The 25,062-nt window shown below is 64.8% G+C and carries 25 protein-coding genes; 17 read left to right on the top strand and 8 right to left on the bottom strand.

What is annotated here, in order from left to right; genetic code table 11:
• Both P3T24_RS22105 and P3T24_RS22100 read right to left on the bottom strand, forming a co-directional pair.
• On the bottom strand, nucleotides 1-429 hold the full coding sequence (locus P3T24_RS22105) for a ribulose bisphosphate carboxylase small subunit (RefSeq protein ID WP_074264699.1): 429 nt from the start codon (nucleotides 427-429) through the stop codon (nucleotides 1-3).
• A 130-nt stretch (nucleotides 430-559) separates the two neighbouring features.
• Nucleotides 560-2,059 (bottom strand): form I ribulose bisphosphate carboxylase large subunit, encoded by a 1,500-nt coding sequence (locus P3T24_RS22100; protein WP_429437845.1) that lies wholly within the window; start codon nucleotides 2,057-2,059, stop codon nucleotides 560-562.
• A gap of 458 nt (nucleotides 2,060-2,517) precedes the next feature.
• Between P3T24_RS22100 and pqqA the strand changes: the two genes are divergently transcribed.
• The 3 genes from pqqA (at nucleotide 2,518) to P3T24_RS22085 (ending at nucleotide 4,077) form a co-directional block, all read left to right on the top strand.
• Nucleotides 2,518-2,607, top strand: coding sequence for a pyrroloquinoline quinone precursor peptide PqqA (gene pqqA / locus P3T24_RS22095; RefSeq protein WP_429437842.1), 90 nt, complete (start codon nucleotides 2,518-2,520; stop codon nucleotides 2,605-2,607).
• Nucleotides 2,608-2,706: 99 nt separating this feature from the next.
• Nucleotides 2,707-3,306, top strand: coding sequence for a DUF447 domain-containing protein (locus P3T24_RS22090; RefSeq protein WP_429288409.1), 600 nt, complete (start codon nucleotides 2,707-2,709; stop codon nucleotides 3,304-3,306).
• Between the two features lie 27 nt (nucleotides 3,307-3,333).
• Nucleotides 3,334-4,077 (top strand): (5-formylfuran-3-yl)methyl phosphate synthase, encoded by a 744-nt coding sequence (locus P3T24_RS22085; RefSeq protein WP_074264703.1) that lies wholly within the window; start codon nucleotides 3,334-3,336, stop codon nucleotides 4,075-4,077.
• 75 nt (nucleotides 4,078-4,152) lie between these two features.
• Here P3T24_RS22085 and P3T24_RS22080 read toward each other — a convergent pair whose 3' ends face one another.
• From P3T24_RS22080 to P3T24_RS22070, 3 genes are read right to left on the bottom strand one after another with little or no spacing between them, the layout of a single operon-like run.
• Nucleotides 4,153-4,743, bottom strand: a complete 591-nt coding sequence (locus tag P3T24_RS22080) for an aspartate kinase (RefSeq protein WP_429437839.1) — start codon at nucleotides 4,741-4,743, stop codon at nucleotides 4,153-4,155.
• A 39-nt stretch (nucleotides 4,744-4,782) separates the two neighbouring features.
• Entirely contained in the window at nucleotides 4,783-5,937 is a 1,155-nt protein-coding gene (locus P3T24_RS22075) for a hydantoinase/oxoprolinase family protein (RefSeq protein WP_429437836.1), read from the bottom strand.
• Nucleotides 5,934-6,998, bottom strand: a complete 1,065-nt coding sequence (locus P3T24_RS22070; protein ID WP_429437834.1) for an ATP-grasp domain-containing protein — start codon at nucleotides 6,996-6,998, stop codon at nucleotides 5,934-5,936. The genes P3T24_RS22075 and P3T24_RS22070 overlap by 4 nt, the downstream gene beginning before the upstream one ends.
• A 14-nt stretch (nucleotides 6,999-7,012) precedes the next feature.
• Between P3T24_RS22070 and P3T24_RS22065 the strand changes: the two genes are divergently transcribed.
• The 11 genes from P3T24_RS22065 to P3T24_RS22015 all read left to right on the top strand — a co-directional run bounded on the left by P3T24_RS22065 (nucleotide 7,013) and on the right by P3T24_RS22015 (nucleotide 17,588).
• Nucleotides 7,013-7,786 carry a HisA/HisF-related TIM barrel protein gene (locus P3T24_RS22065; RefSeq protein WP_429437832.1) on the top strand — a complete coding sequence of 258 codons (774 nt, stop codon included), beginning with the start codon at nucleotides 7,013-7,015 and terminating at the stop codon, nucleotides 7,784-7,786.
• Nucleotides 7,787-8,073: 287 nt separating this feature from the next.
• Complete coding sequence (locus P3T24_RS22060) at nucleotides 8,074-9,450, top strand: formylmethanofuran dehydrogenase (protein WP_429438192.1); 1,377 nt, start codon at nucleotides 8,074-8,076, stop codon at nucleotides 9,448-9,450.
• Complete coding sequence (locus P3T24_RS22055; protein ID WP_429437830.1) at nucleotides 9,447-11,147, top strand: formylmethanofuran dehydrogenase subunit A; 1,701 nt, start codon at nucleotides 9,447-9,449, stop codon at nucleotides 11,145-11,147. The genes P3T24_RS22060 and P3T24_RS22055 overlap by 4 nt, the downstream gene beginning before the upstream one ends.
• A gap of 18 nt (nucleotides 11,148-11,165) precedes the next feature.
• Nucleotides 11,166-12,137 (top strand): formylmethanofuran--tetrahydromethanopterin N-formyltransferase, encoded by a 972-nt coding sequence (gene fhcD / locus P3T24_RS22050; protein WP_429437827.1) that lies wholly within the window; start codon nucleotides 11,166-11,168, stop codon nucleotides 12,135-12,137.
• Complete coding sequence (locus P3T24_RS22045; protein WP_429437825.1) at nucleotides 12,134-12,979, top strand: formylmethanofuran dehydrogenase subunit C; 846 nt, start codon at nucleotides 12,134-12,136, stop codon at nucleotides 12,977-12,979. The genes fhcD and P3T24_RS22045 overlap by 4 nt, the downstream gene beginning before the upstream one ends.
• 94 nt (nucleotides 12,980-13,073) lie before the next feature.
• Nucleotides 13,074-13,640 carry a cytochrome b gene (locus P3T24_RS22040; RefSeq protein ID WP_429288417.1) on the top strand — a complete coding sequence of 189 codons (567 nt, stop codon included), beginning with the start codon at nucleotides 13,074-13,076 and terminating at the stop codon, nucleotides 13,638-13,640.
• Between the two features lie 13 nt (nucleotides 13,641-13,653).
• Nucleotides 13,654-14,583, top strand: coding sequence for a pyrroloquinoline quinone biosynthesis protein PqqB (pqqB, locus tag P3T24_RS22035; RefSeq protein ID WP_429437823.1), 930 nt, complete (start codon nucleotides 13,654-13,656; stop codon nucleotides 14,581-14,583).
• A 63-nt stretch (nucleotides 14,584-14,646) separates the two neighbouring features.
• On the top strand, nucleotides 14,647-15,399 hold the full coding sequence (gene pqqC / locus P3T24_RS22030) for a pyrroloquinoline-quinone synthase PqqC (RefSeq protein WP_429405232.1): 753 nt from the start codon (nucleotides 14,647-14,649) through the stop codon (nucleotides 15,397-15,399).
• Entirely contained in the window at nucleotides 15,396-15,686 is a 291-nt protein-coding gene (gene pqqD / locus P3T24_RS22025; protein WP_429437820.1) for a pyrroloquinoline quinone biosynthesis peptide chaperone PqqD, read from the top strand. The genes pqqC and pqqD overlap by 4 nt, the downstream gene beginning before the upstream one ends.
• Nucleotides 15,687-15,690: 4 nt before the next feature.
• Entirely contained in the window at nucleotides 15,691-16,923 is a 1,233-nt protein-coding gene (gene pqqE, locus P3T24_RS22020) for a pyrroloquinoline quinone biosynthesis protein PqqE (RefSeq protein ID WP_429437818.1), read from the top strand.
• A 2-nt stretch (nucleotides 16,924-16,925) separates the two neighbouring features.
• Entirely contained in the window at nucleotides 16,926-17,588 is a 663-nt protein-coding gene (locus P3T24_RS22015; protein WP_074264716.1) for a response regulator, read from the top strand.
• On the opposite strand, the gene P3T24_RS22010 is transcribed toward P3T24_RS22015, so the two are convergent.
• Nucleotides 17,558-18,577, bottom strand: a complete 1,020-nt coding sequence (locus P3T24_RS22010; protein ID WP_429437816.1) for a histidine kinase — start codon at nucleotides 18,575-18,577, stop codon at nucleotides 17,558-17,560. The genes P3T24_RS22015 and P3T24_RS22010 overlap by 31 nt on opposite strands.
• Before the next feature lie 217 nt (nucleotides 18,578-18,794).
• Between P3T24_RS22010 and P3T24_RS22005 the strand changes: the two genes are divergently transcribed.
• Nucleotides 18,795-21,155 carry a TonB-dependent receptor gene (locus tag P3T24_RS22005; RefSeq protein ID WP_429437814.1) on the top strand — a complete coding sequence of 787 codons (2,361 nt, stop codon included), beginning with the start codon at nucleotides 18,795-18,797 and terminating at the stop codon, nucleotides 21,153-21,155.
• Here P3T24_RS22005 and P3T24_RS22000 read toward each other — a convergent pair.
• The gene (locus P3T24_RS22000; RefSeq protein WP_429437811.1) at nucleotides 21,152-22,297 is read right to left on the bottom strand and encodes a beta-propeller fold lactonase family protein; all 1,146 of its coding nucleotides are present in this window, start codon (nucleotides 22,295-22,297) and stop codon (nucleotides 21,152-21,154) included. The two genes, P3T24_RS22005 and P3T24_RS22000, sit on opposite strands and share 4 nt — an antisense overlap.
• Nucleotides 22,298-22,534: 237 nt before the next feature.
• Here P3T24_RS22000 and P3T24_RS21995 point away from each other — a divergent pair, with 237 nt between their 5' ends.
• A complete protein-coding gene (locus P3T24_RS21995; protein ID WP_429437808.1) occupies nucleotides 22,535-23,299 on the top strand; it encodes an HAD family hydrolase in 765 nt (254 codons plus the stop codon).
• Between the two features lie 29 nt (nucleotides 23,300-23,328).
• On the top strand, nucleotides 23,329-24,018 hold the full coding sequence (gph, locus tag P3T24_RS21990) for a phosphoglycolate phosphatase (protein WP_429438190.1): 690 nt from the start codon (nucleotides 23,329-23,331) through the stop codon (nucleotides 24,016-24,018).
• A 42-nt stretch (nucleotides 24,019-24,060) separates the two neighbouring features.
• Here the strand turns inward: gph and P3T24_RS21985 are convergent, their stop codons facing one another.
• Nucleotides 24,061-24,789 (bottom strand): FadR/GntR family transcriptional regulator, encoded by a 729-nt coding sequence (locus P3T24_RS21985; protein ID WP_429437806.1) that lies wholly within the window; start codon nucleotides 24,787-24,789, stop codon nucleotides 24,061-24,063.
• Nucleotides 24,790-25,062 lie beyond the last annotated feature (273 nt).

Below are 25,062 nucleotides of genomic sequence, written 5' to 3'. Positions count from 1 at the left end.
CTAGCGCCCCGGTACATATCGCTCACCCGAGGGCCGGTCGCCCGCGTAGCCGGACAGCCCGTAACGCTGCACACGTCCCACCCCGTCCTGGCGCGTGAGGCGAAAGCCCGGTTCCTCGTCCGGGCGGTTGACGATGAACGACAGACGCATCGTCTCGAAGCCGCGCACCGAATCGAAGGCGTTGATCTTGATGTAGTGCTGCGGCCGCGCCGCGCGGCACGCCTTCACTTCCTGCAACACGCCGGCCGCATCGTGCAGATCGAACATCGGCAGGCCCCACATTTCCCAATAGGTGTTGCGCGGATGCGGATCGTCGGTGTACTCGACCGAACAGGCCCAGCCCTGGCCCAGCGCGTAGTCGATCTGCAAGCTGATCTCCTCGTCGGTCAGTTCCGGCAAGAAGGAAAACGTACCCTGTGTAATACGCATGACGTACCTCGTTGATGAATGCATCGTTCGGAAACGGCGCCAACGGTTTTCCGCGCAGTGCGGCTGCACTGCTACCGGACCCGCATTGAGAAACCCTGAATACCCGCTACCCGCTCTGGATAGCCGCCGCTCAGGCCGCTGTCGGCGTGGCGGCGAAATCCGGCGTGTCGGTCGACGCGTAGTTGAACGTCACATCCCGCCACGTATCGAGCGCCTGCTTGAGCGGCGTGCACCAGCGCGCCGCCGCTTCGAGAATCTCCGGCCCTTCGTGCACGATGTCGCGGCCCTCGTTGCGCGCCTTCACCATCGTTTCGAGCGCAACGCGATTCGCTACCGCGCCCGCCTGGATACCGGCCGGATGACCGATCGTGCCGCCGCCGAACTGCAGGATCGCGTCGTCGCCGAACAGGTCCAGCAGTTGATGCATCTGCCCTGCATGAATGCCGCCCGAGGCCACCGGCATCACCTTGCGCAAACCCGCCCACGGCTGGTCGAAGAAAATCCCGCGTGACAGATCGACCTCGTTGTGCGCCTCGCGGCACACGTTGTAATACCCCTGCACCGACAGCGGATCGCCTTCGAGCTTGCCGACCGCAGTGCCCGCATGCGCATGATCGACGCCCGCCATGCGCAGCCACTTCGCGATCACGCGAAACGAGATGCCGTGATTGCGCTGCCGCGTATAGGTACTGTGGCCCGCGCGATGCAGATGCAGAATCATGTCGTTGCGGCGCGCCCAGCGCCCCATCGATTGAATCGCCGTCCAGCCGACCACGAGATCGATCATGACGATGCAGGAACCCAGTTGCTTCGCGAATTCGGCGCGCTCATACATGTCCTCCATCGTGCCGGCCGTCACGTTCAGGTAGTGGCCTTTGACTTCACCCGTTTCCGCCTGCGCGCGATTCACCGCCTCCATTGAAAACAGAAAACGGTCGCGCCAGTGCATGAAGGCCTGCGAGTTGATGTTTTCGTCGTCCTTCAGAAAATCGAGGCCGCCGCGCAATCCTTCGTATACGACCCGGCCATAATTCTTGCCCGACAAACCGAGCTTCGGCTTGACGGTCGCGCCAAGCAACGGCCGGCCGTACTTGTCGAGCCGCTCGCGCTCGACGACGATGCCCGTCGGCGGCCCCTGGAAGGTCTTCAGATAAGCAACAGGTATGCGCATGTCTTCGAGACGCAGCGCCTTGAGCGGTTTGAAGCCGAACACATTGCCGATGATCGAGGCGGTCAGGTTGGCGACCGAACCCTCTTCGAACAGATCCAGTTCATAGGCGATGTACGCGAAATACTGCGGCTCGCCGGCGCTCACGCCCGGCACGGGATCGACGCGGTAGGCTTTCGCACGGTACATGTCGCAGGCGGTCAGGCGATCGGTCCATACCACGGTCCAGGTTGCCGTCGACGATTCGCCGGCCACAGCTGCCGCCGCCTCCTCCGGATCGACACCGGGCTGCGGCGTGATGCGAAAGAGCGCGATGATGTCGGTATCTTTCGGCGTGTAATCCGGCTGCCAGTAGCCCATCTCGCGATACTTCATGACGCCCGCGGCGTACCGTTCGCGAGGTTTCTGCGCGTCGCGCGGCTTGTGTATGGAATCAATGACCGGTTGACTGAAATCGTTCATGACATATCCTCGAAGGTGAACAGGTGCGCTGCCGGAAGAACGGAGCGCTTGTTTGCACTGTATGCAGGAACGCAGTCACTGAGAATTCACGATTTCATTTGGCAGACTTAACCGATCCGTTATCGATTGCACAACGCGAAGCGATTTTTCAACACATGCGCGAACGATCGATGGAGAATGATCTGCATGGGATCGGCGAGCACCGGGTGACAGGAGAACAGGACCGTGCTGCCCGGCATGGAACACTTTGCTGCATTCCCGGAACAGTGCGCGGCGCGAGCGCATCGCGCTGCGCACACCGTGGTCGCACCGGCGCAATTCGGCAAACGCTGCATTGCGGCGCGCCCACACGTCGCTTGTGCCAGGTCATCGAAAACCCGGCATGGAGCTTGCGTAGTAACCAACGCCAATGAAGTCCGGCATCACGCCGGGCCGACGGCGCAACGCTGTACCAACACATGGAGGAAACACGTATGCAATGGACGACTCCGAGCTACACCGATATACGTCTTGGTTACGAAATCACGATGTACGTCGCTACGCGTTAAGCCCGCCAGGGCCGCGACACGCGGCCCTTCGGCGGATTTGCGGTAATCCCTGACTAACCGGCCGGCTTTTCGGCGCTGCCAGGACACGCGTTCCCATCCATGATCCACGAAACGATCGTCACCACAGCAGCGTGCGATGGCCGTCCTCATATCGCGCCCATGGGGGCCCGTTACGAGGACGACTTCGTCATCCTCTCGCCGTTTCGCCCGTCGGTCACGCTCGACAATATCGTCGCGTCGCGGGCTGCAGTGCTGAACTTCACCACCGACGTCCGTATCTTCGCCGGCTGCGTCACGCATTGCGCGAGCGACTGGCCCACCGTCGCCGCCAGCCGTGTGGCGAGCATCAGGCTCGCCGGGTCGCTGGCGCACGCTGAACTCGAACTCGACGAACTGCGCGACGACAAGGAGCGCCCGGTGCTGCGCATGAAATGCGTGCACCGCGAAAACCATGCGCCGTTCACCGGTTTTAACCGCGCCCAGGCCGCGGTGGTAGAAGGCGCGATTCTCGTGAGCCGGCTTTTCATGCTGCCGGCCGACAAGGTGGACCGCGAAATGGCCTACCTGCAGATCGCCATCGACAAAACCGCCGGCGATGCCGAACTCACTGCCTGGGGGTGGCTCACCGCCGCGATCGCGCGGCATCGCGAGAGCCTCGAATCTTCCGGCGGTTCAGCCGCCGAACTCATAGCGCACTAGTCTGTCCCGCCTTTTCGGAGAATATCGATGACCGCATTGCTCGCGAGCGTCCGCTCGGACGACGAAGCATTGGACGCCGCTCGTGCCGGCGCCGAACTGATCGACCTGAAGGAACCGAACGCGGGCGCGCTCGGCGGTCTGTCGATCGGCGATATCACGCATATCGTCCGCCAGCTTCGCGCCTGTTATCCAGTCAAGCCGATTAGCGCAACGATTGGCGACGTGCCGGCGGACGCGCTCGATGAAATCGCCACCCGTGTCATTGAAGTCAGCGATGCAGGCATCGACTACGTGAAAGTGGGTGTGGCGCCCGGTCCGTCTGCACGACGCTGTCTCGAACAACTGGCCAATCTGCCGGCTGCGGTCGTGCCGGTGCTGCTGTGCGACAGCGGCATGGAAAGCGAACTGGTCGCCTATACGGCCACGCTCGGTTTTGTCGGGGTGATGTTCGACACCGCCGGCAAGGACGGCCGCACACTGTTCGATTACGTGGATGGCGATTCGCTCGCGCAATGGCTGCGGCTCACGCGCGAGCGCGGCGCGATGAGCGGCATCGCCGGCTCGCTCGGCTGGGCGCAGTTCGAGCAGATCCGGGCGCTCGCGCCGGACGTGGCGGGTTTTCGCACGGCATTATGTGTCGATGGAAGGCGCTCGCGACTCGATCCGCAACGCGTGGCGCAATGGGCCACCGCACTGCACCGTCCTGCTGGAGAGACAAGCGGCGCGCTCGCCGCGGCGAACACCCAGGCCTCCGGCGCTGCACGTCTTTAATGCACCTGATTGCGCGCAAGCCGTTGCCTCGCACCCAGGATGCCGCAAAAGACCGCGCAGCAATAGGCACGAATACTAGATCACCGGGATGTTCAGCAGCCGGTCGCGCATCAGCGCAACACTGTCCTTGTTGAACATCTCGACCACGTAATTGGCCTCGATCACATGGTCGACGAAACGGCGGTCGACCACGCCCGTGGCCGCCAGCGTCTCGAGCCGCTCGTTCTCCGAGATGGCGCATGACTTCACCACGATCAACCGCTCGGCGTTGAGCATGGTCGAGAGCCATGCGGCAAGGCTGTCGGAGGTGGTGTCCCAATTGCTCATCGCGTCCGGCGTATCGCGCATCAGCGAGGTCGGCACCCACACGGCCACGCGGCCGTCGCGCAACGCGCGGCGGATCTTCGCCTCGCTCGAAGCGAGCACGAGTTCAGGCAATATCCCTTGCATGAGAATCGCGTATTGCGTCATGGCAAGCAGACACATGTTGTGCGCGGCGAGATCGTCGAAGCGCCACTCGCTCTGGTATTGCCGCACCTTGTCCGCGAAGTCGCCGCCACCGGGCACGATGACGACGCGCCCGCCCCCCACCTCACATAGCTCGACGAGCCACTTGCGAAGCATCGGATCGTGACTCAGGCTGCCCCCGATCTTGACCACCCACATGATCGTTGTCCTCTTCCGCGCGTTTCCGCTCGTTTCCCTTCAACTGCTCAAGGCCGCCCGCGCTGCTCCGCTGCGGCTGGCATCACCGGCTTCCCAGTGGCGAGTCGCCGCAAGCAGCGCTATCGCCACACTCGGCGCGCACGTTGCGGCCCAGTCCGACCGGTTCGCCGGCACACCCGCCAGCGTGCCGAAATCGATGTACGCGCGTGGCGCTTCACTGGCTTCCATACTGGCCAGCGCCGCCGCGAGAAAGCGTCCACACCCTGCGCCGACCAGCGGTGCGGCGGCGAGCTCAGGGTGAGCCGCCGTCACGCGCGCCAGATTGGCGCCGATCTCGCGCAACTGCAGTTCGCGCCAACGCAGCGCGAACCCGCGCCATTCGCCGGAACCCGCTTCATGGGCGTCCCGGCCAATCATCCGCGCGAGCCGCGTGCGGCTGGCTGCTTCCGTCTTCGGTCCCTGGTCGGCGCTCGGATACAGGTCGTAGTGCGGCGCCAGTTCGCCCGTGAGGCGGTAAACGTCCGCCGTGGTCGCAAACCATTCGTTCATCACGTTGACGGTCTCCCCAGCGAACTCGATGCGCTGGGCGAGGCCGCACAAAGGCGTGCGCACCACGCCCTGGTACACGAGTTCGCCGGTGGCGAGCCGCCCGGCATCCGTCGCAGCACGCGCGACGACGCCACCGCCGGCGATCGGAATGATGTCGGTGGTGGTACTGCCAATGTCGATCAGCAGCGCATCGGGTACACGCGACGCGATCCAGCTCGCGGTGGCCAACCAGTTCGCCGAGGCGACACTGCGCCAACCGTCCGCGCAGGACTGCGGCGTGAGCCAGCCGGCGTCGCCCGCGTAGAAACGCAAGCGCGGCCCGAGCCGCTGCGCGAGCGCAGCAGCGATGGCCTGCACGCCATGCGCGCGGTCCTCGAAGAGGTCGACCATCTCCCCGGTCATCGTCACCGCGTGCAGCGGGGCGTCAGTCCGGGCGGCCGGCCAGCGCTCGAAGACAAGGTCGATGGTTCGCTCGAGATGGTCGAGGCCCTGCCATAGCGGACAAGCCCACTGCGCGACATCGAGCACCGCGCCCGCGGCATCGGCCATCGACACCTTCACGTGCGCGCCGCCGACATCCCAGCCGAATACCGCCGCGCCATCCGCCGTAGCGACGCTTGCATCGGCGCCGAACCCGGCGCTCATCGCTGCGCTCCGCAGGCGGGCGGTGCGCCACAGTTGCGCGCCGCCGGACCGGACCCCACGATACGCACGCCGTGGGCAGCAAGCAGGGCGTGCGCGAGGTTGCCGCCGAGCGCCTCGGACAGCCCGGCATACGCCACCGTCAGACGCGGGTTGACCTCGATCACAATCGGGCCGCGCGACGCATGCCACACCACGTCGATGCCGACGAAGCCGCGCAGCCCAGGCAGCGCCTGAGCCACGCGCTGCGCGAGCGCGCCGAGCATGCGGCCCTGGTCGCCGGCCAGGTCGATCTGGTTGACCATCACGCCATCGAATTCCACGATGTGCGGTTGCTGCTGCGCCGCATCGCCTTCGCTCAGGCTGATTTGCTGCCGGTTGATGCTGACGAGTTCAACGCCGTCGCCGTGGCAGATCAGGGAGAGGCTGAGCGGCTCGCCGTCGACCCATGCCTGCAGCACCGGATTGCGCGCGGCGGCGGCACGTGCGTCGTATTCGGCGCAGGCGTCGGCAAAATTGTCGAATACGAAGGTATCGAGACCGCCCGCGCCGTCATCCGGTTTCACGACCCAACCGCTGCCCGGTTGTCCGGCGGCCTGCCCGGCGAGCTGTCCAGGTTCGACAGCCGGCGTCGTGGCGATGCCGTGCGCCGTCAGGCACGCCGCAGTCGCGCTCTTGCTCGACGCCACGCGGATCGATTCTTTCGAACAGCCAAGCCAGCGCGCGGCGCCCACCGCGTCGTACAGATGCAGCAGCAAACCGTCGCACTCCGGCGCGATGATCCACGCGTAGTCGTGCTCGCGAGCTACCCTCGCGACAAAGGCGGTCATCGACTCGCCTTGTGCGGCCCTACAATGAACGCGCGACGATGCGACGGTTTCAAAACGGGAACTCGCGAAGCTCACGTCCACTCCGTCGAGTTCCTGCAGGTCGCTCACCAGTGCGTCACGCATCACCCGGCCTTCGACGATCAGCGCGCTCAGGTCGGCCAGACTTCCCGCGCCGGCATGTGCCGGATCGATGCCGCCACCGGTGAGATACTCGAAGACAAAGATCTTGGTCAAAGGAGCGCGCCCCCATGCAGGTGATACCGGTTCTCGATCTGCTCGACGGCCACGTGGTACGTGCGGTGCGCGGCGAACGGACAGCCTATCAGCCGATCCACTCGCCACTTGCCGCTACCAGCGAGCCGCTTCACATCGCCCGCGCCCTGCTTGCTGCAAGCGGCGCACGGACGCTCTATATCGCCGACCTCGGCGCGATCCTTCAGCAAGGCGCTCACGTCGAGACGCTCGCTGCACTACGTGCCGCCCTGCCCGGCACCGACATCTGGCTCGACGCGGGCTATTCCGACTATGCGTCGATGCATGCGCTGTTCGCGCGTATCGAAGAAACGATCCGGCGCAACAGCCTCGACGGCACTCGCCAGTCTGCTCCGCACGGTCTCGCGACGCTCGTGCCGGTGTTCGGCAGCGAGTCGTTGCACGACATCGACGCACTACGCGCCGCCGAAACCGCTGGGCTTTCTCCAATCCTTTCGCTCGACCACCGCGCCGGTCAACTGATCACGGCTACGTCTTCGCTCACCCCAGCCGGGCACACCTCGGCATGGTGGCCTCGCAGGGTGATCGCGATGACGCTCGATCAGGTAGGCAGCTACGACGGTCCCGACCTCGCCACGTTCGAGCGTATCCGTGCCCATGCTCCCACGCATACCGCCGTGATCGGCGCGGGCGGCATTCGCCATCGCGAGGACATGGCAGCGGCGGCCCGTACCGGCGCTTCGGCATGGCTTGTGGCGTCTGCGCTGCACGATCGCCGTATAGGCCTGCCATTCGTCGAATCAACATAGGCGTGCTATACAACTTTCATGCCAATCGCCGGAGAAGCCGTGGCTGTAAACAAACGGCAAGCTAAAGGTGCCGTTTGTGACACTCTGCTCCAGATTGACACACAACCTGTGCGGAGCAATGCGGCGCGCCCGTTGCACAGCCGACACATTGCGTGCAGGGCAGCGCGCATATCGCGACGGTATCGATCCTTTTAAGCGCAAGGCCACATAAGCGGCGCGCGATGCGTCGCGCACCTCGCTATGGCATCTGGACTCAAATCGGCATGGAGCTTGCTAAAAGTGCGGCCATGCACCTCTCGCCCATCGATCCATCGTCCACGACCCCATCGGCCACGGCCCACGTTCCTGCCTCGTCGCTAACGCGCGACTGGACTTGCCCGTTCTGCCCGCTGCTGTGCGACGACCTCGTAGTCGAGTCGCATGACGACGCCACGCTCACCGTGCCGGATACCGAATGCCGGCGCCTCACCCAGGCGCTCGCCTGCTACAGCAGCGCGGATGCACAGTGCCGCAGCAGCGTCGACGGACACGACGCGGATCTCGATACCGCGCTGGCTGGCGCGGCGCGCATCCTGTCGTCGGCACGCCGCCCTTTATTCGGCGCGCTGACCACCGATGTAGCCGGGACCCGCGCGCTGTACACGCTGGCCGCGGGCTGCGGCGCCATCCTCGATCATTGGCACGGCGATGCGATGAGCGCGGCCACGCTTGCGTTGCAGGATCGCGGATCGTTCTTCACCACGCTGTCCGAGGTGCGCTCGCGTGCAGACCTGCTGGTGTTTTTCAATTGCCAGCCGTCGCAGCGCTATCCGCGCTTCTTCACACGCGCGCTGGCAGGCACAGAACAGACACGCGAGCTGGTGTTCGTCGGCTGTCCGCCCGATCCCGCCGCGGCCGGCCTGGCGAATACGCGAGCCGAAGCGATTCTTCCGGACAACGATCCTTTTGACACGCTCGCGCTCTGGTCCGCCCTTTGCGAAGGACGCGCGGCTCGTGCGCTGTACGACAGCGCCGCAGACACGGCAGCGGAACTCGCCCGCCTGCAGGCACGCATCGCCGCTGCCCACTACACCGTGCTGGTCTACGAGCCCGCCGCATTGCCCGGTCCGCACGCAGCCCTGCTCATCGAGGCCTTGAACCGGATCGTCAAGGCAGCCAACCGCACCGTGCGCGCGGGCTGTCTCGCGCTCGGCGGCGATGACGGCGCCTTGACGGTCAACCAGACCGTGGCGTGGCTCTCGGGTCTGCCGTTGCGGACGCGGGTCTCGACGCCCTCGCGGACCGCCGGCACGGCGCCGCTCGACTACGATCCGTACCGGTATCGCACCGGGCGGCTGCTTGCCAACGGCGAGATCGACGCGCTGCTGTGGGTCGCCAGCTTCGCGCCGCCGGTCTGGCCGCAAGCGCTAGATCAGACGGTGCCTCTGATCGTGCTTGGCCATCCTGCTCTGGCCGAAGCCGCGAAAGCGCGCGGCGCCGCTACCGTCTTTATTCCGGTCGCCACGCCTGGGATCGATAGCGCCGGTCATCTGTTTCGCGTCGACGGCCCGGTCGTGATGCCGCTCGCCTGCGCACGCAGCGTTGGACTGCCCTCGGTGGCAACGATCGCGGAGCGCCTGGCGGCGCAACTCGATGCCCCGCCTGCCCCGCAGGTGCAGCCATGAGTCTCATCCGGCTCAAGGGCGGCAGGATCTTCGACCCGGCCAACGGCGTCGACGGCGAGCGCCGCGATCTGGCGATTCGCGACGGCCGCATCGTCGACGTGCCCGCCACGACGCCAGCCGATCGCGAATACGACGCCACCGGCATGATCGTGATGGCAGGCGGCATCGACATGCACTCGCATATCGGCGGCGGCAAGACCAATCTCGCGCGCCTGCTGCTCCCCGAGGATCATCGTAACGATCCTGTGCGCGAACCCGCGTACGACGCGGTGCAGGACGCAAACGGCCGCTACCTGAGGCTGCCGTCATGTGGAGTCTGCGCGCCCGGCACGCTCGCGACCGGCTACCGCTACGCCGAGATGGGCTATACGGCCGCCTTCGAGCCGGCCATGATGCCCTCCAACGCGCGGCATACGCACCTTGAGATGGGCGACACCCCGATCATCGATCACGGCGCGTACGTCATGCTCGGCAACGACGAGCTGTTCCTGCAGATGCTCGCCGCCCGCGACGATTTCGAGCGTCTGCGCGACTACATCGGCTGGACGATCCATGCGAGCAAGGCGCTCGGCGTGAAGGTCGTCAACCCTGGCGGCATCTCCGCGTTCAAGTTCAACCAGCGCTCGCTGAACGTCGACGAGCCGCACGTGCATTACGGCATCACGCCGCGCGATGTGCTGCACACACTGTCGCGCGCGTTGACCGAGCTGCGCGTACCGCACCCGCTGCACGTACACGCCAGCAATCTGGGCGTGCCCGGCAACATCGATTCGACCATCGCCACCATGGATGCCGCCGACGGTCTGCCGATCCATCTCACGCATATCCAGTTTCATAGCTATGGCACTGAGGGTCCGCAAAAATTCTCGTCGGGCGCCCGGCAGATCGCAGAGGCGGTGAACGCACGGCCGAACGTGTCGATCGACGTCGGCCAGATCATCTTCGGACAGACCGTTACGGCCTCGGGTGACACGATGATGCAGTTCCGCAACACACCGCTCGGGCGGCCGCACAAGTGGGTGGTCGGCGACATCGAATGCGACGCGGGCTGCGGCGTGGTGCCGTTCCGCTATCGTGAGCAGAGCTATGTGAATGCATTGCAGTGGATTGTCGGCCTCGAGATCTTCCTGCTGGTCGACGACCCGTGGCGCGTCGCGATGACGACGGATCATCCGAACGGCGGCCCGTTTACGAGCTATCCGCACCTGATCCGTCTCCTGATGGATAAGTCGTTTCGCGATGAGCAGCTCGCAAAGCTTAATGCCGACGCCCAGGTGGCGAGCGCGTTGGCACAACTGACGCGCGAGTTCTCGCTGTACGAAATTGCCATCATCACGCGAGCAGGACCGGCACGCCTGCTCGGCCTGCGCGACCGCGGCCATCTCGCCGCAGGCGCTGCGGCGGACATCGCCGTCTATCGCGACGACCCGGATCGCGAGCGGATGTTCACCTCGCCGGCCTATGTATTCAAGGACGGCGAACTCGTCGCTTGCGACGGCACGCTGGTCGCCACGCCGACGGGCGGCATCCATTTCGTCTCGCCTGACTTCGACCGCGGCATCGAGAAGACACTGCGCGCCTATAGCGGCGCCAACCTCGCGAGCAACTTCGCGCACGCCGCGATCAGCGACGACGAGGTTTGCAACTGCTGCCGCGGCGGCAGGCTGCTGCCCGTCGAATGTCTCGCGAACGGCTGACCCAATGGCCCACATACCATGAGCGCCCCGGCGACCCTGCAGATCAACGGCACCACGATCGACGCCACTTTCGCGGAAGCGTTTCCGATGAAGGCGACCCGGCTCGTCATCACCGCCCACACGCCGGCGTGGGCGATGAACGCCGCCATCTCGCTGACAGGGTTCGCGACCTCGGTGATCGGCTGCGGCTGCGAGGCCGGCGTCGAACGAACGCTGAGCGCCGGAGAAACACCGGATGGCCGCCCTGGCGTGACGGTGCTGCTGTTCGCGGTGTCGTCGAAGGAATTGGCCAAACAGATCGAACGGCGCGTCGGACAATGCGTGCTCACTTGTCCGACCACCGCCGTGTATGGCGGCATCGATCCCGAGACGAGCCGCGCACCGCTTTCCGATCGGGCATCGCTCGGCAGCGGGCTGCGTTTTTTCGGCGACGGCTGGCAGATCTCGAAGATGCTCGGCGACACGCGTTACTGGCGTGTGCCGGTGATGGACGGCGAGTTCGTCTGCGAGGAGACGGCGCTTACCGTCAAAGCCGTGGGCGGCGGCAACCTGATCCTGCTGGCGCGCGATATCGACGCCGCACTCGCCGCCGCCGAAGCCGCGGTCGCGGCGATGCGCAGGCTGCCGAACGTGGTCATGCCGTTCCCCGGCGGCGTGGTCCGGTCGGGATCGAAGGTCGGCTCGAAATACCAGGGCGCGAGCGCGTCCACCAACGACGCGTTCTGTCCAACCCTCACAGGTCTCTCCGCGCGCAGCGAACTGGGCGCGGAAGTCGGGTGCGTGCTCGAAATCGTGATTGACGGGCTCACCGACGCCGATGTCGGTGCGGCGATGAGCGCGGGTATCGCCGCGGCCGTCAGGCTCGGAAGCGCGGCGGGCCTGCTGCGCATTTCGGCGGGCAACTACGGCGGCAAGCTGGGACCTTACCACTTCCATCTGCACAGCCTCGCGGCGAGCGCCGCAGCGGACTTCGACGGGAGCCGCGCATGAGTCTTCGCATCACCCTGCGCGTGACAACGCCACCCGGCTTCCGCGTCGACGCGTCCGCCTTGCTGCCGGCGACGCTGGCGGCGATGAGCACGGCGGAAATCGAGCGCATTGTCCTACCCGCGGGCAATGACAGGTGTAACGTGGGCGATGTGTTCGACGTGTCGCGCAGTGAAGCCGCCGCTGAATCTGCTGCGCCGCACACCGGCGCTACCCTGGTGATCGAAAACGCAGCGCCATGGCTCGACCGCGTCGGCGCGCGCATGGCGGACGGCCACCTCGTCGTGCACGGCTCGACCGGGGATTACAGCGGTTTCCAGATGGCGGGCGGCGTATTGCACATCGAGGGCGATGCGGGTCACTTTACCGGCTGCGAAATGCGCGGCGGCCGTCTGACGGTGACCGGGCATAGCGGCGACTTCGCCGCCGGCGCCCTCGCCGGCGACATGGAAGGCATGACGGGCGGCACGCTGACGATTCACGGCAACGCGGGCGCGCGGCTCGCCGATCGCATGCGCCGCGGACTCGTGCTGGTTGGCGGCAACGCGGGAGATTTTGCCGCATCGCGGCTTGTGGCAGGCACTATTGGGATTGCCGGTCAAGCGGGCGCGCATTATGCATACGGTATGAGGCGCGGCACCCTCCTGCTCACCCAGCGGCCCATGCACTTGCCGCCGACGTTTGCCGAGGGCGGTCGCGGTTTCGATGTGTTCTGGGCACTCCTCGTACGCAGTCTCGCCGATGAGATCGCACCCTTTTCGCAGTGGCGCACAGCGAGTTTGCCGACGCGCTATACGGGCGATCTCGCGGTCGACGGACGAGGCGAAATCCTGGTCGTGAGCTAGCCGCCCCAAGCACGCCCCGCATGACACGCATGACACGCATGACACGCAGTCAGACAGTGTTCGACAGAAACACCCGATAACGAAGGAGACAGGCATGACGATGGCGCATTCTCCCCCCGCACAGCCGGGCGCCGACGCATCCGCGCCGCGCTATGCCGGCTCGATGATCGCACTGCATTGGCTGATTGCACTTGGCATCATCGGCCTGCTCGCGCTTGGACTCTATATGGTCGGACTGCCAAAGGGTTGGCCTCTCAAAGCGACGCTCCTCAACCTTCACAAGTCGGTCGGACTGACGGTTTTCCTGCTGGTGCTTCTTCGCATCATGGCGCGTGTGGCCCTCCACCGGCCGCCCTTGCCGCCGATGCGACCGTGGCAACGCGCCGCCGCGCGCACTACGCAGGGCCTTTTATACGTCGCAATGGTCGCGATGCCGCTGTGCGGGTATCTCGGTTCGTCGTTCAACCGCTTCGGGACGCGCTTCTGGGGCCTCGCGCTGCCGCAGTGGGGCTGGGACGATGCGGGCTTGCGCGAACTGTTCTTCGGTCTTCATAAGGCAATCGGCTATGCGCTGATCGTACTGATTGCGCTGCACGTCGCGGGCGCGCTCAAGCACCAATGGATCGATCGCGACAACCTGCTCGCGAGGATGCTGCCATGATGCGGCGCGCACCATGAAGATCAAGGTACTCGGCTCATCGGCGGGCGGCGGTTTCCCGCAATGGAACTGCAATTGCCGCAATTGCGACGGCGTGCGGCGCGGCACGCTGAAGGCGACCCGCCGCACGCAATCGTCGATCGCGGTGAGTGCGAACGGCGAGGACTGGCTGCTGGTCAACGCGTCACCCGATCTGCTCGCGCAGATCGCCGCCAACCCCGAGCTGCAGCCGGCCCGCCGCGCGCGCGATAGCGGGATTGCCGCGGTGCTGGTGATCGACGCGCAGATAGACCACGTCACCGGCTTGCTGATGCTGCGCGAACGCGACACGCCACTGCCGCTCTACGCAACCGATGCGGTATGGCAGGACCTGCGCAGCGGCTTTCCGGTCGCACCGATCCTCTCGCATTATTGCGGCGTCGAGCATCGCCGCATCGCGCTCGACGGCGCGCCGCTAGCCGTTGCCGCCCTTAACGGCGTGCAGATCGACGCATTGCCGCTGTCGAGCAAGGCGCCGCCCTACTCGCCGCATCGGCATGCGCCCGAGCGCGGCGACAACATCGGACTGGTCTTCACGAACCGGCAAACCGGCAAACGCGCGTTCTACGCGCCCGGACTCGGAGCGATCGAAGCGCACGTGCTCGCCGCGATGCGTGAAGCGGATCTGCTGCTCGTCGACGGCACGCTGTGGACCGGCGATGAAATGATCCGCCTCGGTCTCTCGAAGAAAACCGCTGCGGATATGGGTCATCTGGAGCAGTCCGGCCCGGGCGGCATGATCGAAGTACTGGACTCACTCGAGGCACCCGAAGCACACCACGTCCGCAAGGTGCTGATTCACATCAACAACACCAATCCGATTCTCGTCGAGGACGGCCCCGAGCGCCGCATCCTCACTGAACACGGAATCGAAGTGGCATACGACGGAATGACGTTCGAGATATGACGTGAGGCTGCGAAGCCAGGCTGGAGTCTGAAAACGCAGCGATAAAGTACAAACGGAGAGGGCATGAACGCAAAAGACATCTTGGGTACGGCGCCGCAGCAGGGTGAAGGGACGAGCGCAGATGGCAGCCAGCCCGCCTGGACCCGCGAGGAATTCGAGGCACAGTTGCGCGCGAAAGGCACGGCGTATCACATCCATCATCCATTCAACGTCAAGATGAATAGCGGTGGCTGCTCGCGCGAACAGATTCGCGGCTGGGTCGCCAATCGCTTCTATTACCAGATCAATATTCCGCTAAAGGATGCGGCCGTGCTGTCGAACTGCCCGGATCGCGAAACGCGCCGCCGCTGGGTGCTGCGTATTCTCGATCACGACGGCTATGGCGACGAGGAAGGCGGTATCGAAACATGGGCGCGTCTTGGCGATGCAGTCGGCCTGTCGCGTGACGACCTGTGGTCGTTGAAGCAGGTGACGCCCGGCGTGCGCTTCGCCGTCGACGCCTACGTGAATTTCGCGCGCCGCGCACCGTGGCAGGAATCGGTCTGCTCGTCGCTTACCGAAATGTTCGCGCCTCAGGTGCATCGCGACCGGCTCGCGAGCTGGCCGGAACACTATCCATGGATCGAGCCTTCGGGTCTTGCGTATTTCCGCTCGCGCATTTCGCTTGCGCAGCGCGACGTGCAGCACGGGCTCGAAGTCACGCTCGATCATTTCACGCGGCGCGAGCAGCAGGAACGCGCGCTCGACATCCTGCAATTCAAGCTCGACATCCTGTGGACCATGCTCGACTCGATCGAAAAGGCTTTCCCGCAATGAACGACCAGCCACGCGCCGGCGGCGCCACGCCAACCGCCGATTGTCTGACGATCAGCAAGCTCTTTCGCCTGCAATGGGAGCCGGCTCAGAACGCTCACGTGCTGCTCTATCCTGAGGGCATGGTGAAGCTCAATCAGAGCGCGGGAGAGATTCTCAAGCGTTGCGACGGCACGCGTGATCTGAATGCGCTGATTGCCGACCTGGAGCAGGCGTTCAACACGACCGGCCTCGGTCCCGAAGTGCGTGCGTTCGTCGCCGACGCGCAGTCGCGCGGCTGGCTGGAGTAGCGCCATGACGGACCTGTCACAGCCTGCCGCCGCTGCCCAGTCTCAAGCGGTCCCAAGCGGGATCCCGCTGCCGCTCTGGCTGCTTGCGGAGTTGACGTATCGCTGCCCGCTGCACTGCGCGTTCTGCTACAACCCGATCGACTACACGGATCACAGCCGCGAACTCAGCACGCAGCAGTGGCTCGGCGTGTTACGTGAGGCGCGCGCGCTCGGCGCCGCGCAACTCGGGTTTTCAGGCGGCGAACCGCTCGTGCGCGACGATCTCGAAGTGCTGGTGGGCGAGGCGCGCAAGCTCGGTTTTTATACGAATCTGATCACCTCAGGTGTCGGTCTCACCGATAAGCGTCTCGACGACCTGCAGGCAGCCGGCCTCGACCATATCCAGTTGTCGTTCCAGGATTCGACCCAGCAGCTAAACGACTTCCTCAGCAGCACCCGCACCTTCGAGCTGAAACAACGCGTGGCCGCGTCGATCAAACGGCACGGCTTTCCGATGGTGCTCAATTGCGTGCTGCATCGCTACAACCTGCCGCACGTCGACAAGATCATCGACATGGCGCTGGCGATGGGCGCCGAGTATCTGGAACTCGCCAACACGCAGTACTACGGCTGGGCGCATCAAAACGAAGCGCAGCTGATGCCGACGCGCGAACAGCTCGACGAAGCCGAAGCGGTGGTCGAGCGGTACCGCCGCACGCATGGTGATCGCTGCAAGATCTTTTTTGTCGTGCCGGACTATTTCGAACGGCGCCCGAAGCGCTGCATGAACGGCTGGGGCTCAGTGTTTCTTGGCGTCGCCCCGGACGGCGCGGCGCTGCCCTGTCACGCCGCGCGCAGTCTGCCCGGTCTCGTGCTGCCGAACGTGAAAGACACCCCGCTGCGCGAGATCTGGTACGAGAGCGACGCGTTCAACCGCTTTCGCGGCCTCGCCTGGATGAAGGAGCCCTGCCGCAGTTGCGATGAAAAGGAACACGACCTCGGCGGCTGTCGTTGCCAGGCGTATATGCTGACGGGCGACCCGGCCAATGCCGATCCGGTCTGCGACAAATCGCCATCGCACGACAGCGTGGTGAAGGTTGTGAGCATGGCACGGCACGCGGCCGCCGCCACCCCACCGCACGAGCAGCCGATCCTGTTTCGCAACGACGCCAATTCGCGGCGGCTCGCGTCTGCTGCGGCGAGCGGCGAAACCGGCGGCAAGATGAGCGGCCGCGACCACGGCCACACAGGAGGCTGACCATGACAGCGGGAGACATCTCCGTCCTGCTCGTCGACGACCATGCGGTGGTGCGGGAAGGCTACCGGCGCCTGCTCGAACTGAATGCCGACGTGCACGTATGCGGCGAGGCGGCCGATGCTGCGCAGGCCTATCAGCGTTTTTGCACGCTGCGGCCCGACGTGGTGGTGATGGACGTTTCGTTGCCGGGCGCAAGCGGCATCGAGGCGATGCGGCGCATGCTCGCGCGTGAACCCGACGCGCGCGTGCTGATCTTCAGCGTGCATGAGGAGGCGATCTTCGTGCGCCGCGCGCTCGACGCGGGCGCCCTCGGCTACGTCACCAAGGCCAGTGCGCCCGACGTGCTGGTGGAAGCCGTGCGCAACATCGCCCGGCGCGCGAGCTATCTGAGCCCCGATATCTCGCAGGCGCTCGCGCTGCGCAACGCGTTCAGCGATGGGCCGCCCGGACGGCAGTTATCGGCGCGCGAGTTCGAGGTACTGCGTCTGCTGGTGCAGGGTTATACGCTGCCGAGCATCGCCGAGAAACTGGGACTCAGCCAGAAGACGGTCGCCAATCACCAGTCCGTGATCCGGCAGAAATTCGGCGCCGACAACGGCGTACAACTCGCACAGATGGCGAATCGTCTGGGGCTTCAGTTCACGGGTTCGGCAAGCCCTGCATGAGCGGGCACCCGCGCGCAAAACAGGAATCCGCCTTGCGGCTTGCTCGCCACGTGAAATTCGCCACCGAGCGCCTCGACGCGCTCGCGCATGCCGATCAGGCCAAGTCCGCTGCGAGGCTTCTCGAGATCGGTCCCGGGACCGTCGTCGGCCATCGTGACGACGATCTCGTCAATGCGCCCGGCGTCGTGCCGGTCCTGAGGCTCCCGGGCTTCGCGCGGCGCACGCACCATGAACACTTCCACACGTGAGGTGCGGGCAAACTTCGAGACATTGGTCAGCCCTTCCTGAACGAGCCGGTAAAGCGTGATGGTCAGCGCATCGCTCAGGTCCGCAAAATCCCCTTCGATCGTCAGCGAGAACGACGCATCCGGCAGCCGCTCGCGCCAGCCGTCGACGCAATGCTCGAGCGCGCTCGGCAGGCCGAACTCGTCGAGCCCGATGGGCCGCAAACGCCGGATCATGCCGCCGATCTGCCGATAGACATGGCTCGCACTCTGCATCAGACCAAGCGACACGCGATGCACTTCCGGCTCGCGTCCGCTGGACAGATCGCGGATGCGCGCGGCGTCGAGCGAGATCGCATTCAGGTACTGGCCCAGTTCATCGTGCAGTTCGCGCGCCAGATGGTGGCGCTCGTGTTCCTGCGCCTGCAAGGCCTGATTGGCGAGACGCCGGTTGTCGGCGAGCAGGCGTTCGGCCTGCTCCTCCAGCGCGCAACGGCGGCTCAGCTCGCGGCGTGTCTCGCGATAGCGGCGCCATGCGAACCAGGCAAGACAGATGGAGAGCACACACAGCGTGCCCGGCAATTCGTCGAGCTGGAAGCGTTCGAGGCCCCGCGTCCAGCGATAGGCGCGTTCACTGAAATCGAATGTCACGCTCAATGCGGCGGCGAGCACCGTCAACGCGAGCACCCACGCAAGGTCGCGCCGCACCGTCGAATGCGGCGAAACGGGTCGCGCTGAAGAAGGGTTCGAGGGGTCGCTTGCCATCACCTTTGCATCCGTCACGTTTGCATTCTACTCAGGCCGCTCGCACACGGCAGTTTGTTGCGGCGCGTTTGGGAACGTTTCCCCCCGAGATCGGGAAAAGCTCCCGTGCTTCGCGCGGCGGCGTATGCGAAGCTTTACACATAGAAAGAAAGCGCTACGCATGCCGCAACGCGGCTGCGTTATCGAAGATAGCGTCAATCCGGCCGGAGACAAAACCATGAACGTGCCATCCCGCACCCGCCGCCCGCCCCGCTTATCGGATTTACCCCGTTTCCGGCGGCGTGCCGGCTTCACTCTCTGCTTCAGCGGCGCCCTGGCGGGCCTTCCCGCCACGGCGTGGGCTCAGGCCGAAACGACGGCGCCGCCAGTGGCGGCATCGTCTCCTGCGGCCGCCGGCGCAAGTCCGGGCGCCCCCACGGTGCAGCTCGCGCCCATCGTGGTGGTCGGCACCACACCGCTGCTCGGTATCGGCACGCCCTTGTCGCAAGTGCCGGCCAACGTGCAGACGGTGCGTGCGCAGGACATCGAGCGCCAGCACCGTAGCACGCTGGTCGATTACTTCGCGAAGAACCTGCCGAGCGTCGATATCTCCGATGCCCAGGGCAACCCCAATCAGATCAACATCAACTATCGCGGTTTCACCGCATCGCCGCTGCTCGGCACGCCGCAGGGGCTCTCGGTGTTCATGGATGGCGTGCGCATCAACGAGCCTTTCGGCGACGTCGTGAACTGGGATCTGTTTCCGCAGCAGGCGGTCAACACGATCCAGCTGATTCCGGGTTCGAATCCGACCTATGGGCTCAACACGCTCGGCGGGGCGATTTCGATCACGACGAAAAACGGCAAGACCAGCCCCGGCGGCGATGCCGAGGTGACGGCCGGCTCGTGGGGCCGCAAGACTGCCCAGATCGAACAGGGCGGCACGATTGGGGATAATCTGGATTACTACGTGACGGCCGACGCCCAGAACGACGACGGCTGGGCCGAGCGCAATCCGAGCCGGCTGCGCCAGGCCTTCGGCAAGCTACGCTACACCGACGCCGACACCACGCTGTCGTTCTCAGCAGGCGGCGCGGACAACGACCTGCAGGGCACGCAAACCATTCCGCGCTCGTTCCTTGGCAATCCGAAGCAACCCTACACCTACCCGGATCAGAATGAGAACAGCGTCGGCTATGCCACGCTTTCCGGCGATCACTTCTTCAACGACCATGTCGAACTGAGCGGTAACGTCTATTACCGGCAGTTCCTCAACACCAACATTAGCAGCAACAACAACACGGATTTCGGCTCGTTGAATCCGGATGGAACGGTCGATACGCTCCAGGCCACCAACGCGAAATCGACGGTTTCCACCCAGAGCTACGGCGCAAGCCTGCAACTGACCTTGCTCGGGCAGCTTGGCGGCATGCAAAACCAGTTCGTCGCAGGCGTGGCCGCCGACCTCGCCAATTCCCACTACACGGAATCGGAGCAGGATGCGTTTTTCACGCCTACGCGTGCCACGATCGGCGTGGGCAGCTTCTCCCAGCAGACCGATGCCCGAACCCATGACGGCAACTATGGTGTCTATTTCACCGACACCTTGTCCATCACCAGGCAGTGGTCGGTGACGGTAGCGGGCCGCTACAACTGGGCGGAGGCCAATATCGGCGACGAGAGCGGCCAGCAACCGCAACTCGATGGCCACGATACGTTCTCACGCTTCAATCCGGCCGTCGGCGTCAACTGGAATCCGACCAGCAACTTCACGGCCTACGCGACATATAACGAAGGGATGCGCACGCCGACCGCCATCGAGTTGACCTGTGCGGATCCGGCCGCCCCCTGCTCGCTGCCGAACGATTTCGTCGCGGACCCGGCGCTGCAGCCTGTGATCTCAAAGACCTTCGAGATCGGCGCACGCGGGCGCATCGGCAGCGCCACGAGCTGGAGCGCCGCGGCGTACAGCACGACGCTCGACAACGATATCGAGTTCATCAGCAGCGCGACGAGCACGCAGGGCTTTTTCCAGAACGTCGGGCGGACCCGCCGCCAGGGTGTCGAACTGGCCGGGCGCAGCCAGATGGGGCCGGTCGGCGTGAGCGCCAGTTACAGCTACGTCGACGCCACCTACCGCTCGACCTGGACCGAGAGCAGCCCGAGCAACTCGAGCGCCGACGCCAACGGCAACATCACCGTCAAGCCGGGCGACCATATCCCCGGCATTCCGGCGAATACGGTCAAACTGCGGCTCGACTACACGCCTTTTTCGAAGTGGAACATCGGCACCAACCTGACCTGGCGCGGCGGCATTTACGCGCAGGGCGACGAGAACAATCAGGATGTGAACGGCAAGATTTCCGGCTACTTCCTGATCGATCTGGACAGCTCATACCAGGTGACGAAACAGCTGCAGATCTTCGCGACCATATCGAATCTGCTCAACAAACAGTACGAAAGCTTCGGCGTACTCGGCGAGAACTTCTTCAACGGACCGAATCATACGTTCGACGGCGCGAACCCGATCAACGAACAGTTCGTCGGACCGGGCGCGCCGCGTGGTTTCTACGTCGGCCTGCATTACGCGTGGGACTAGCGCGATTCAATCGATCCGTCGCTGGCAGGATAGGTAACGATGCCCCAGGCCAGCGGCAGTTCGCCGATCTGCTTGATCGGCTGATAGTTCTGCGCATCGAGCACATAGACTGCATCGGAGCGCCCGCACGCCACCAGCAGCTTCGTGCCGTCCGGCGTGAAGCTGAAGTGCCAGCAACGCTGTCCGACCGGGACGTCGGCGATATGCTCGTAGCTGTGTCCGTCGAAAACCTGGACCGTCTTGTCGCGCGCCGCAGCGACGAAGAGCCGCTTGCCATTCGGTCCGAACGCGACCCCGTACGGCCCGAGCTTCGTATCGACGGTCTTGAGGACCTCGAACGTGTGCGCATCGACCGCGACGAACTTGCTGAGCGACTCGAGCGTGACGATATAAACCTTGCCATCCGGCGACAGGCGAATGCCGCGTGGACGGCCGCCCGCCGCGAGCTTCACGGTTCTGACCGGCGCGCCCGTGCGAGCCTGATAGACCGAGATCGTGTCGTCGCCCTCGTTGGTGACGAGCATCCACTTGCCGTCGCGTGAAAATTCGATGCCCTCGGTTTCATGGCCGCTCGTCACCGAACGAATCACGTGCCACGTCTTCATATCGACAATTGCGATTTCCGCAGGCGGCTTGCTGGCATCGTCGTCGGCACCCGGTTTGCCATTGCCCGCATTGGCCCCGCTCGCCGCGGGCGGACCGCCCTCTTCGCCGGGCTCGTAGGTGACATAGGCGTAGCCGTTGTGCACGCGCACATATTCGGGGTTTTTGCCGATCTTCACACGCTGCACGACCTGGCCCGAAGCCGTGTCGATCACCGCCATGTCGCCGGTATTCTTGTTGGCGACCAGAAGCCGGCTGCCGTCCTTGTTCAGACTCAAGCCGCGCGGGCCGTCTGCGCCGACCGGAAACGTCTTTGTCAGCGACATCTGGTCCAGATCGATCACGCCGACACCGGCCTTCTCGCTCGTCACGTAGGCCGTGGGAGCGGCGGCCCAGGCCGTGCTCGCGGCGAACGCGATCGCAGTGACGGCGGTGGCTAACGTCGTGACTGCGGTGGTAACCGAAGTGGCAACAGCCGGGATGACCGCGAAAGGGAGAAAACGCCTGCGGGTTGTGATACGAAACCGTGTCTCCAGCATTGTTGTACTCCGTAGTAAAAGCGCTGCGCCGCGAAAACTCGCGTCATTCAAGCAAAGTAGTCCATCGGGTGACCGTTTGACAACGGGCATCGGACGGGAGATTTTCCCGAATTGATGCGGTAGGCGCTCGCCGCGACAAATTAAAGGATGTCTTATCGGAGTCGAAAGAATTTCTGAATTCAAACCGGCACCTGTCTCCGCTATCGTGACTGCGTGAACCAGCGAGAGGACCGGACCATGCACGCCTTGATCTTCGACGTCGACGGCACGCTTGCCGATACCGAGACCGTCCATCTGCAGGCCTTCAATGCCGCATTCGCCGAAGCCGGTCTCGACTGGTTCTGGGACGAGGCGCTCTATACGCGTCTTCTCAAGGTGGCGGGCGGCAAGGAGCGCCTGCTGCGTTACTGGCACGTCGCCGATCCGGAAGAAGCGGACGGCATGCGCGTGAGCGAGGTGATCGACGCCGTGCATGCAATCAAGACCCGTCATTACGCAGCGCGCGTGCGGGATGGCGGGTTGCCCTTGCGGCCTGGCATTGCGCGTCTGATTGGCGAGGCGCAGGCCGCCGCCCTTCCCGTGGCAATCGCAACCACCACTACGCCAGCAAACCTCGACGCCCTGCTGCAAGCGCCGTTCGGCCCTGCATGGCGCACCCGCTTTGCCGCCATTTGCGATGCCGGCACGACCCGCACGAAGAAACCCTCGCCCGACGTCTACTTCGACGTGCTTCGGCAACTCGGGCTGAAAGGCGCGGACTGCGTTGCCTTCGAGGACTCCGCGAATGGGCTGCGCGCGGCACGCGCAGCCGGTGTCCCGACGGTCGTGACGCCGACCGCGTACACGTCGCAGGATGACTTCGACGGCGCGTTGGCCGTGCTGCCTCACCTGGGCGAGCCCCATGCGCCGATTCCTTCGTCTGTGCCGGATGAACCGGCCGGCTGGGTCGACCTGGCCACCTTGCGTCAGTGGCATCGCCACGCGCTGGCCGAGCTGGCATGAGTGCGCAGCGGAAGTCTTTCGTGACCGGCATGCGCCCCCGCGCCGTGCTGGTCGATCTGGACGGCACGATGGTCGACACCGCGCCGGACATCGTCGAGGCGGTCAACCGCATGCTCCACGAATTCGCTACAGCGCCGTTGCCGTTCGCGACAGTCAGCGGCTTTATCGGCAAGGGCGTGCCCAACCTGGTTCGACGCTCGCTGGAAGCGGCCGGGCTGGATCGGCGAGTCGACGAAGACCATGCCCTGAACGTGTTCCATCGCCACTATGTGCGGACCAATGGACGCCTCGGCCATGTTTTTCCCAACGTGGCCGCCGGTCTTGGCGAACTGCAGCGGCTTGGATACCGGCTTGCCTGCGTCACCAACAAGCCGCAGGAGCTGGCCGCGCGGCTCCTGCTCACGACCGGGCTCGCCCGCTATCTCGATGTGCTGGTTGCCGGGGACTCAATCGCCAGAATGAAGCCCGATCCCGAACCGTTGTGGCACGCGTGCCGGTTGCTCGACGTGGCGCCTGAAAACAGCGTGTTGGTCGGCGATTCTCCGGTCGACGTAATTGCCGCGCGGGCGGCCGGCCTGCCGGTGTTTATTGTGACCTATGGCTATGCCGGACCGGACGGCCCGGCGGCCCTGGAATGCGATGGTTTGATCGATTCGCTCGCGGCCATGCCCGCGATTCTTGCACTCCGCAAGTGCTCGTCTGACTCTGTGAGGCTGTAACACGAGCCACTCCGCCGCGCCGGCTGGAACGGGAAAATCCGGCTAGCGCCAGGCCTTCGTGAATTCTCCGATCACGCGCGCGAGGTGCGCCTGCATTGCCGTGCGCGCAGCGGTCACGTCGCGCGCCATGATGGCCGAAAAGATGCGCTGATGATCTTCCTGTGAAGCTACCCGCAACGCGGGCGTATGGAAGTGCTCCTCGATCTTTTTCCACAGCGGGTCGGCCCGGGAGTTGTCCCACATCGCGGTGACCACGAGGCGGAGCACTTCGTTTCCCGTCGCCCGCGCTATCGAGAGATGGAACTCGCGATCGGCCGCTTCGTTCGCGGCCTTGTCGTCCATGTTTTCACGCATCGCGCGTAAGGCGGCGAAGATCCGGTCCAGGTCCGAATCCTTGCGTTCGGTCGCGGCGAGCGCAGCGATCTCGCTTTCGATCACCACCCGCGCACGCAGCGTCTCGATCGGGCCTGGTCCACGCGGTAGTTCGAATGAGACCGGGCGCGCCTCGGGTGCTTCGGCCACATAGATGCCCGAGCCTACACGCACCTCGACCACGCCTTGCACTTCCAGCGCGATGATCGCTTCCCTCACCTGCGTGCGGCTCACGCCGAAACGCTCGGCAAGCGTGCGCTCGGAAGGCAGGCGGGCACGCGGCCCAACGTCGCCGCCCTCGATCAGATCGTAGATCTGTCTTGCCAGCCCGACATAGGAACGGTCGGCCGCGTCCGCGTCGGCGGCGCGGCCGGGTGGCGTGTGCGAAAGATCGGCCATCCAGGATTCCCGAAATCGTCGAAGCCGTCTGGTGGCGGCTAAAGTTCGCCAAAATGGTACACCAATTTCATGTCACGCCGTGTCTTCGTGCCGCAGGCTTCGGCCGTCAAGCGCATGACCGGCGCGGGTTTCAGCCCGATCGGGTGGTTCGTCGTGCGCACTGGTAAACCACTATCGCGCGCGGATTGGTATGCCAGTACTGTCGAATAGGGAGCGTAGGCGCATCCTTCGTTTTGCCTCGAGGAGACGTCTTTGAAGAGGTCATTCCGTTGA

The sequence above is a fragment of the Paraburkholderia sp. GAS33 genome (genome assembly GCF_050436645.1).
Classification (GTDB): domain Bacteria; phylum Pseudomonadota; class Gammaproteobacteria; order Burkholderiales; family Burkholderiaceae; genus Paraburkholderia; species Paraburkholderia phenazinium_B.
This window is presented reverse-complemented; position numbering and strand designations above follow the sequence as displayed.

Excerpts from the sequence above, each read along its gene's own strand:
- P3T24_RS22105 (WP_074264699.1), bottom strand. The coding sequence starts at position 429 with ATGCGTATTACACAGGGTACGTTTTCCTTCTTGCCGGAACTGACCGAC.
- P3T24_RS22100 (WP_429437845.1), bottom strand. The coding sequence starts at position 2,059 with ATGAACGATTTCAGTCAACCGGTCATTGATTCCATACACAAGCCGCGC.
- pqqA (WP_429437842.1), top strand. The coding sequence starts at position 2,518 with ATGGAGGAAACACGTATGCAATGGACGACTCCGAGCTACACCGATATA.
- P3T24_RS22090 (WP_429288409.1), top strand. The coding sequence starts at position 2,707 with ATGATCCACGAAACGATCGTCACCACAGCAGCGTGCGATGGCCGTCCT.
- P3T24_RS22085 (WP_074264703.1), top strand. The coding sequence starts at position 3,334 with ATGACCGCATTGCTCGCGAGCGTCCGCTCGGACGACGAAGCATTGGAC.
- P3T24_RS22080 (WP_429437839.1), bottom strand. The coding sequence starts at position 4,743 with ATGTGGGTGGTCAAGATCGGGGGCAGCCTGAGTCACGATCCGATGCTT.
- P3T24_RS22075 (WP_429437836.1), bottom strand. The coding sequence starts at position 5,937 with ATGAGCGCCGGGTTCGGCGCCGATGCAAGCGTCGCTACGGCGGATGGC.
- P3T24_RS22065 (WP_429437832.1), top strand. The coding sequence starts at position 7,013 with ATGCAGGTGATACCGGTTCTCGATCTGCTCGACGGCCACGTGGTACGT.
- P3T24_RS22060 (WP_429438192.1), top strand. The coding sequence starts at position 8,074 with ATGCACCTCTCGCCCATCGATCCATCGTCCACGACCCCATCGGCCACG.
- P3T24_RS22055 (WP_429437830.1), top strand. The coding sequence starts at position 9,447 with ATGAGTCTCATCCGGCTCAAGGGCGGCAGGATCTTCGACCCGGCCAAC.
- fhcD (WP_429437827.1), top strand. The coding sequence starts at position 11,166 with ATGAGCGCCCCGGCGACCCTGCAGATCAACGGCACCACGATCGACGCC.
- P3T24_RS22045 (WP_429437825.1), top strand. The coding sequence starts at position 12,134 with ATGAGTCTTCGCATCACCCTGCGCGTGACAACGCCACCCGGCTTCCGC.
- P3T24_RS22040 (WP_429288417.1), top strand. The coding sequence starts at position 13,074 with ATGACGATGGCGCATTCTCCCCCCGCACAGCCGGGCGCCGACGCATCC.
- pqqB (WP_429437823.1), top strand. The coding sequence starts at position 13,654 with ATGAAGATCAAGGTACTCGGCTCATCGGCGGGCGGCGGTTTCCCGCAA.
- pqqC (WP_429405232.1), top strand. The coding sequence starts at position 14,647 with ATGAACGCAAAAGACATCTTGGGTACGGCGCCGCAGCAGGGTGAAGGG.
- pqqD (WP_429437820.1), top strand. The coding sequence starts at position 15,396 with ATGAACGACCAGCCACGCGCCGGCGGCGCCACGCCAACCGCCGATTGT.
- pqqE (WP_429437818.1), top strand. The coding sequence starts at position 15,691 with ATGACGGACCTGTCACAGCCTGCCGCCGCTGCCCAGTCTCAAGCGGTC.
- P3T24_RS22015 (WP_074264716.1), top strand. The coding sequence starts at position 16,926 with ATGACAGCGGGAGACATCTCCGTCCTGCTCGTCGACGACCATGCGGTG.
- P3T24_RS22010 (WP_429437816.1), bottom strand. The coding sequence starts at position 18,577 with ATGGCAAGCGACCCCTCGAACCCTTCTTCAGCGCGACCCGTTTCGCCG.
- P3T24_RS22005 (WP_429437814.1), top strand. The coding sequence starts at position 18,795 with ATGAACGTGCCATCCCGCACCCGCCGCCCGCCCCGCTTATCGGATTTA.
- P3T24_RS22000 (WP_429437811.1), bottom strand. The coding sequence starts at position 22,297 with ATGCTGGAGACACGGTTTCGTATCACAACCCGCAGGCGTTTTCTCCCT.
- P3T24_RS21995 (WP_429437808.1), top strand. The coding sequence starts at position 22,535 with ATGCACGCCTTGATCTTCGACGTCGACGGCACGCTTGCCGATACCGAG.
- gph (WP_429438190.1), top strand. The coding sequence starts at position 23,329 with ATGCGCCCCCGCGCCGTGCTGGTCGATCTGGACGGCACGATGGTCGAC.
- P3T24_RS21985 (WP_429437806.1), bottom strand. The coding sequence starts at position 24,789 with ATGGCCGATCTTTCGCACACGCCACCCGGCCGCGCCGCCGACGCGGAC.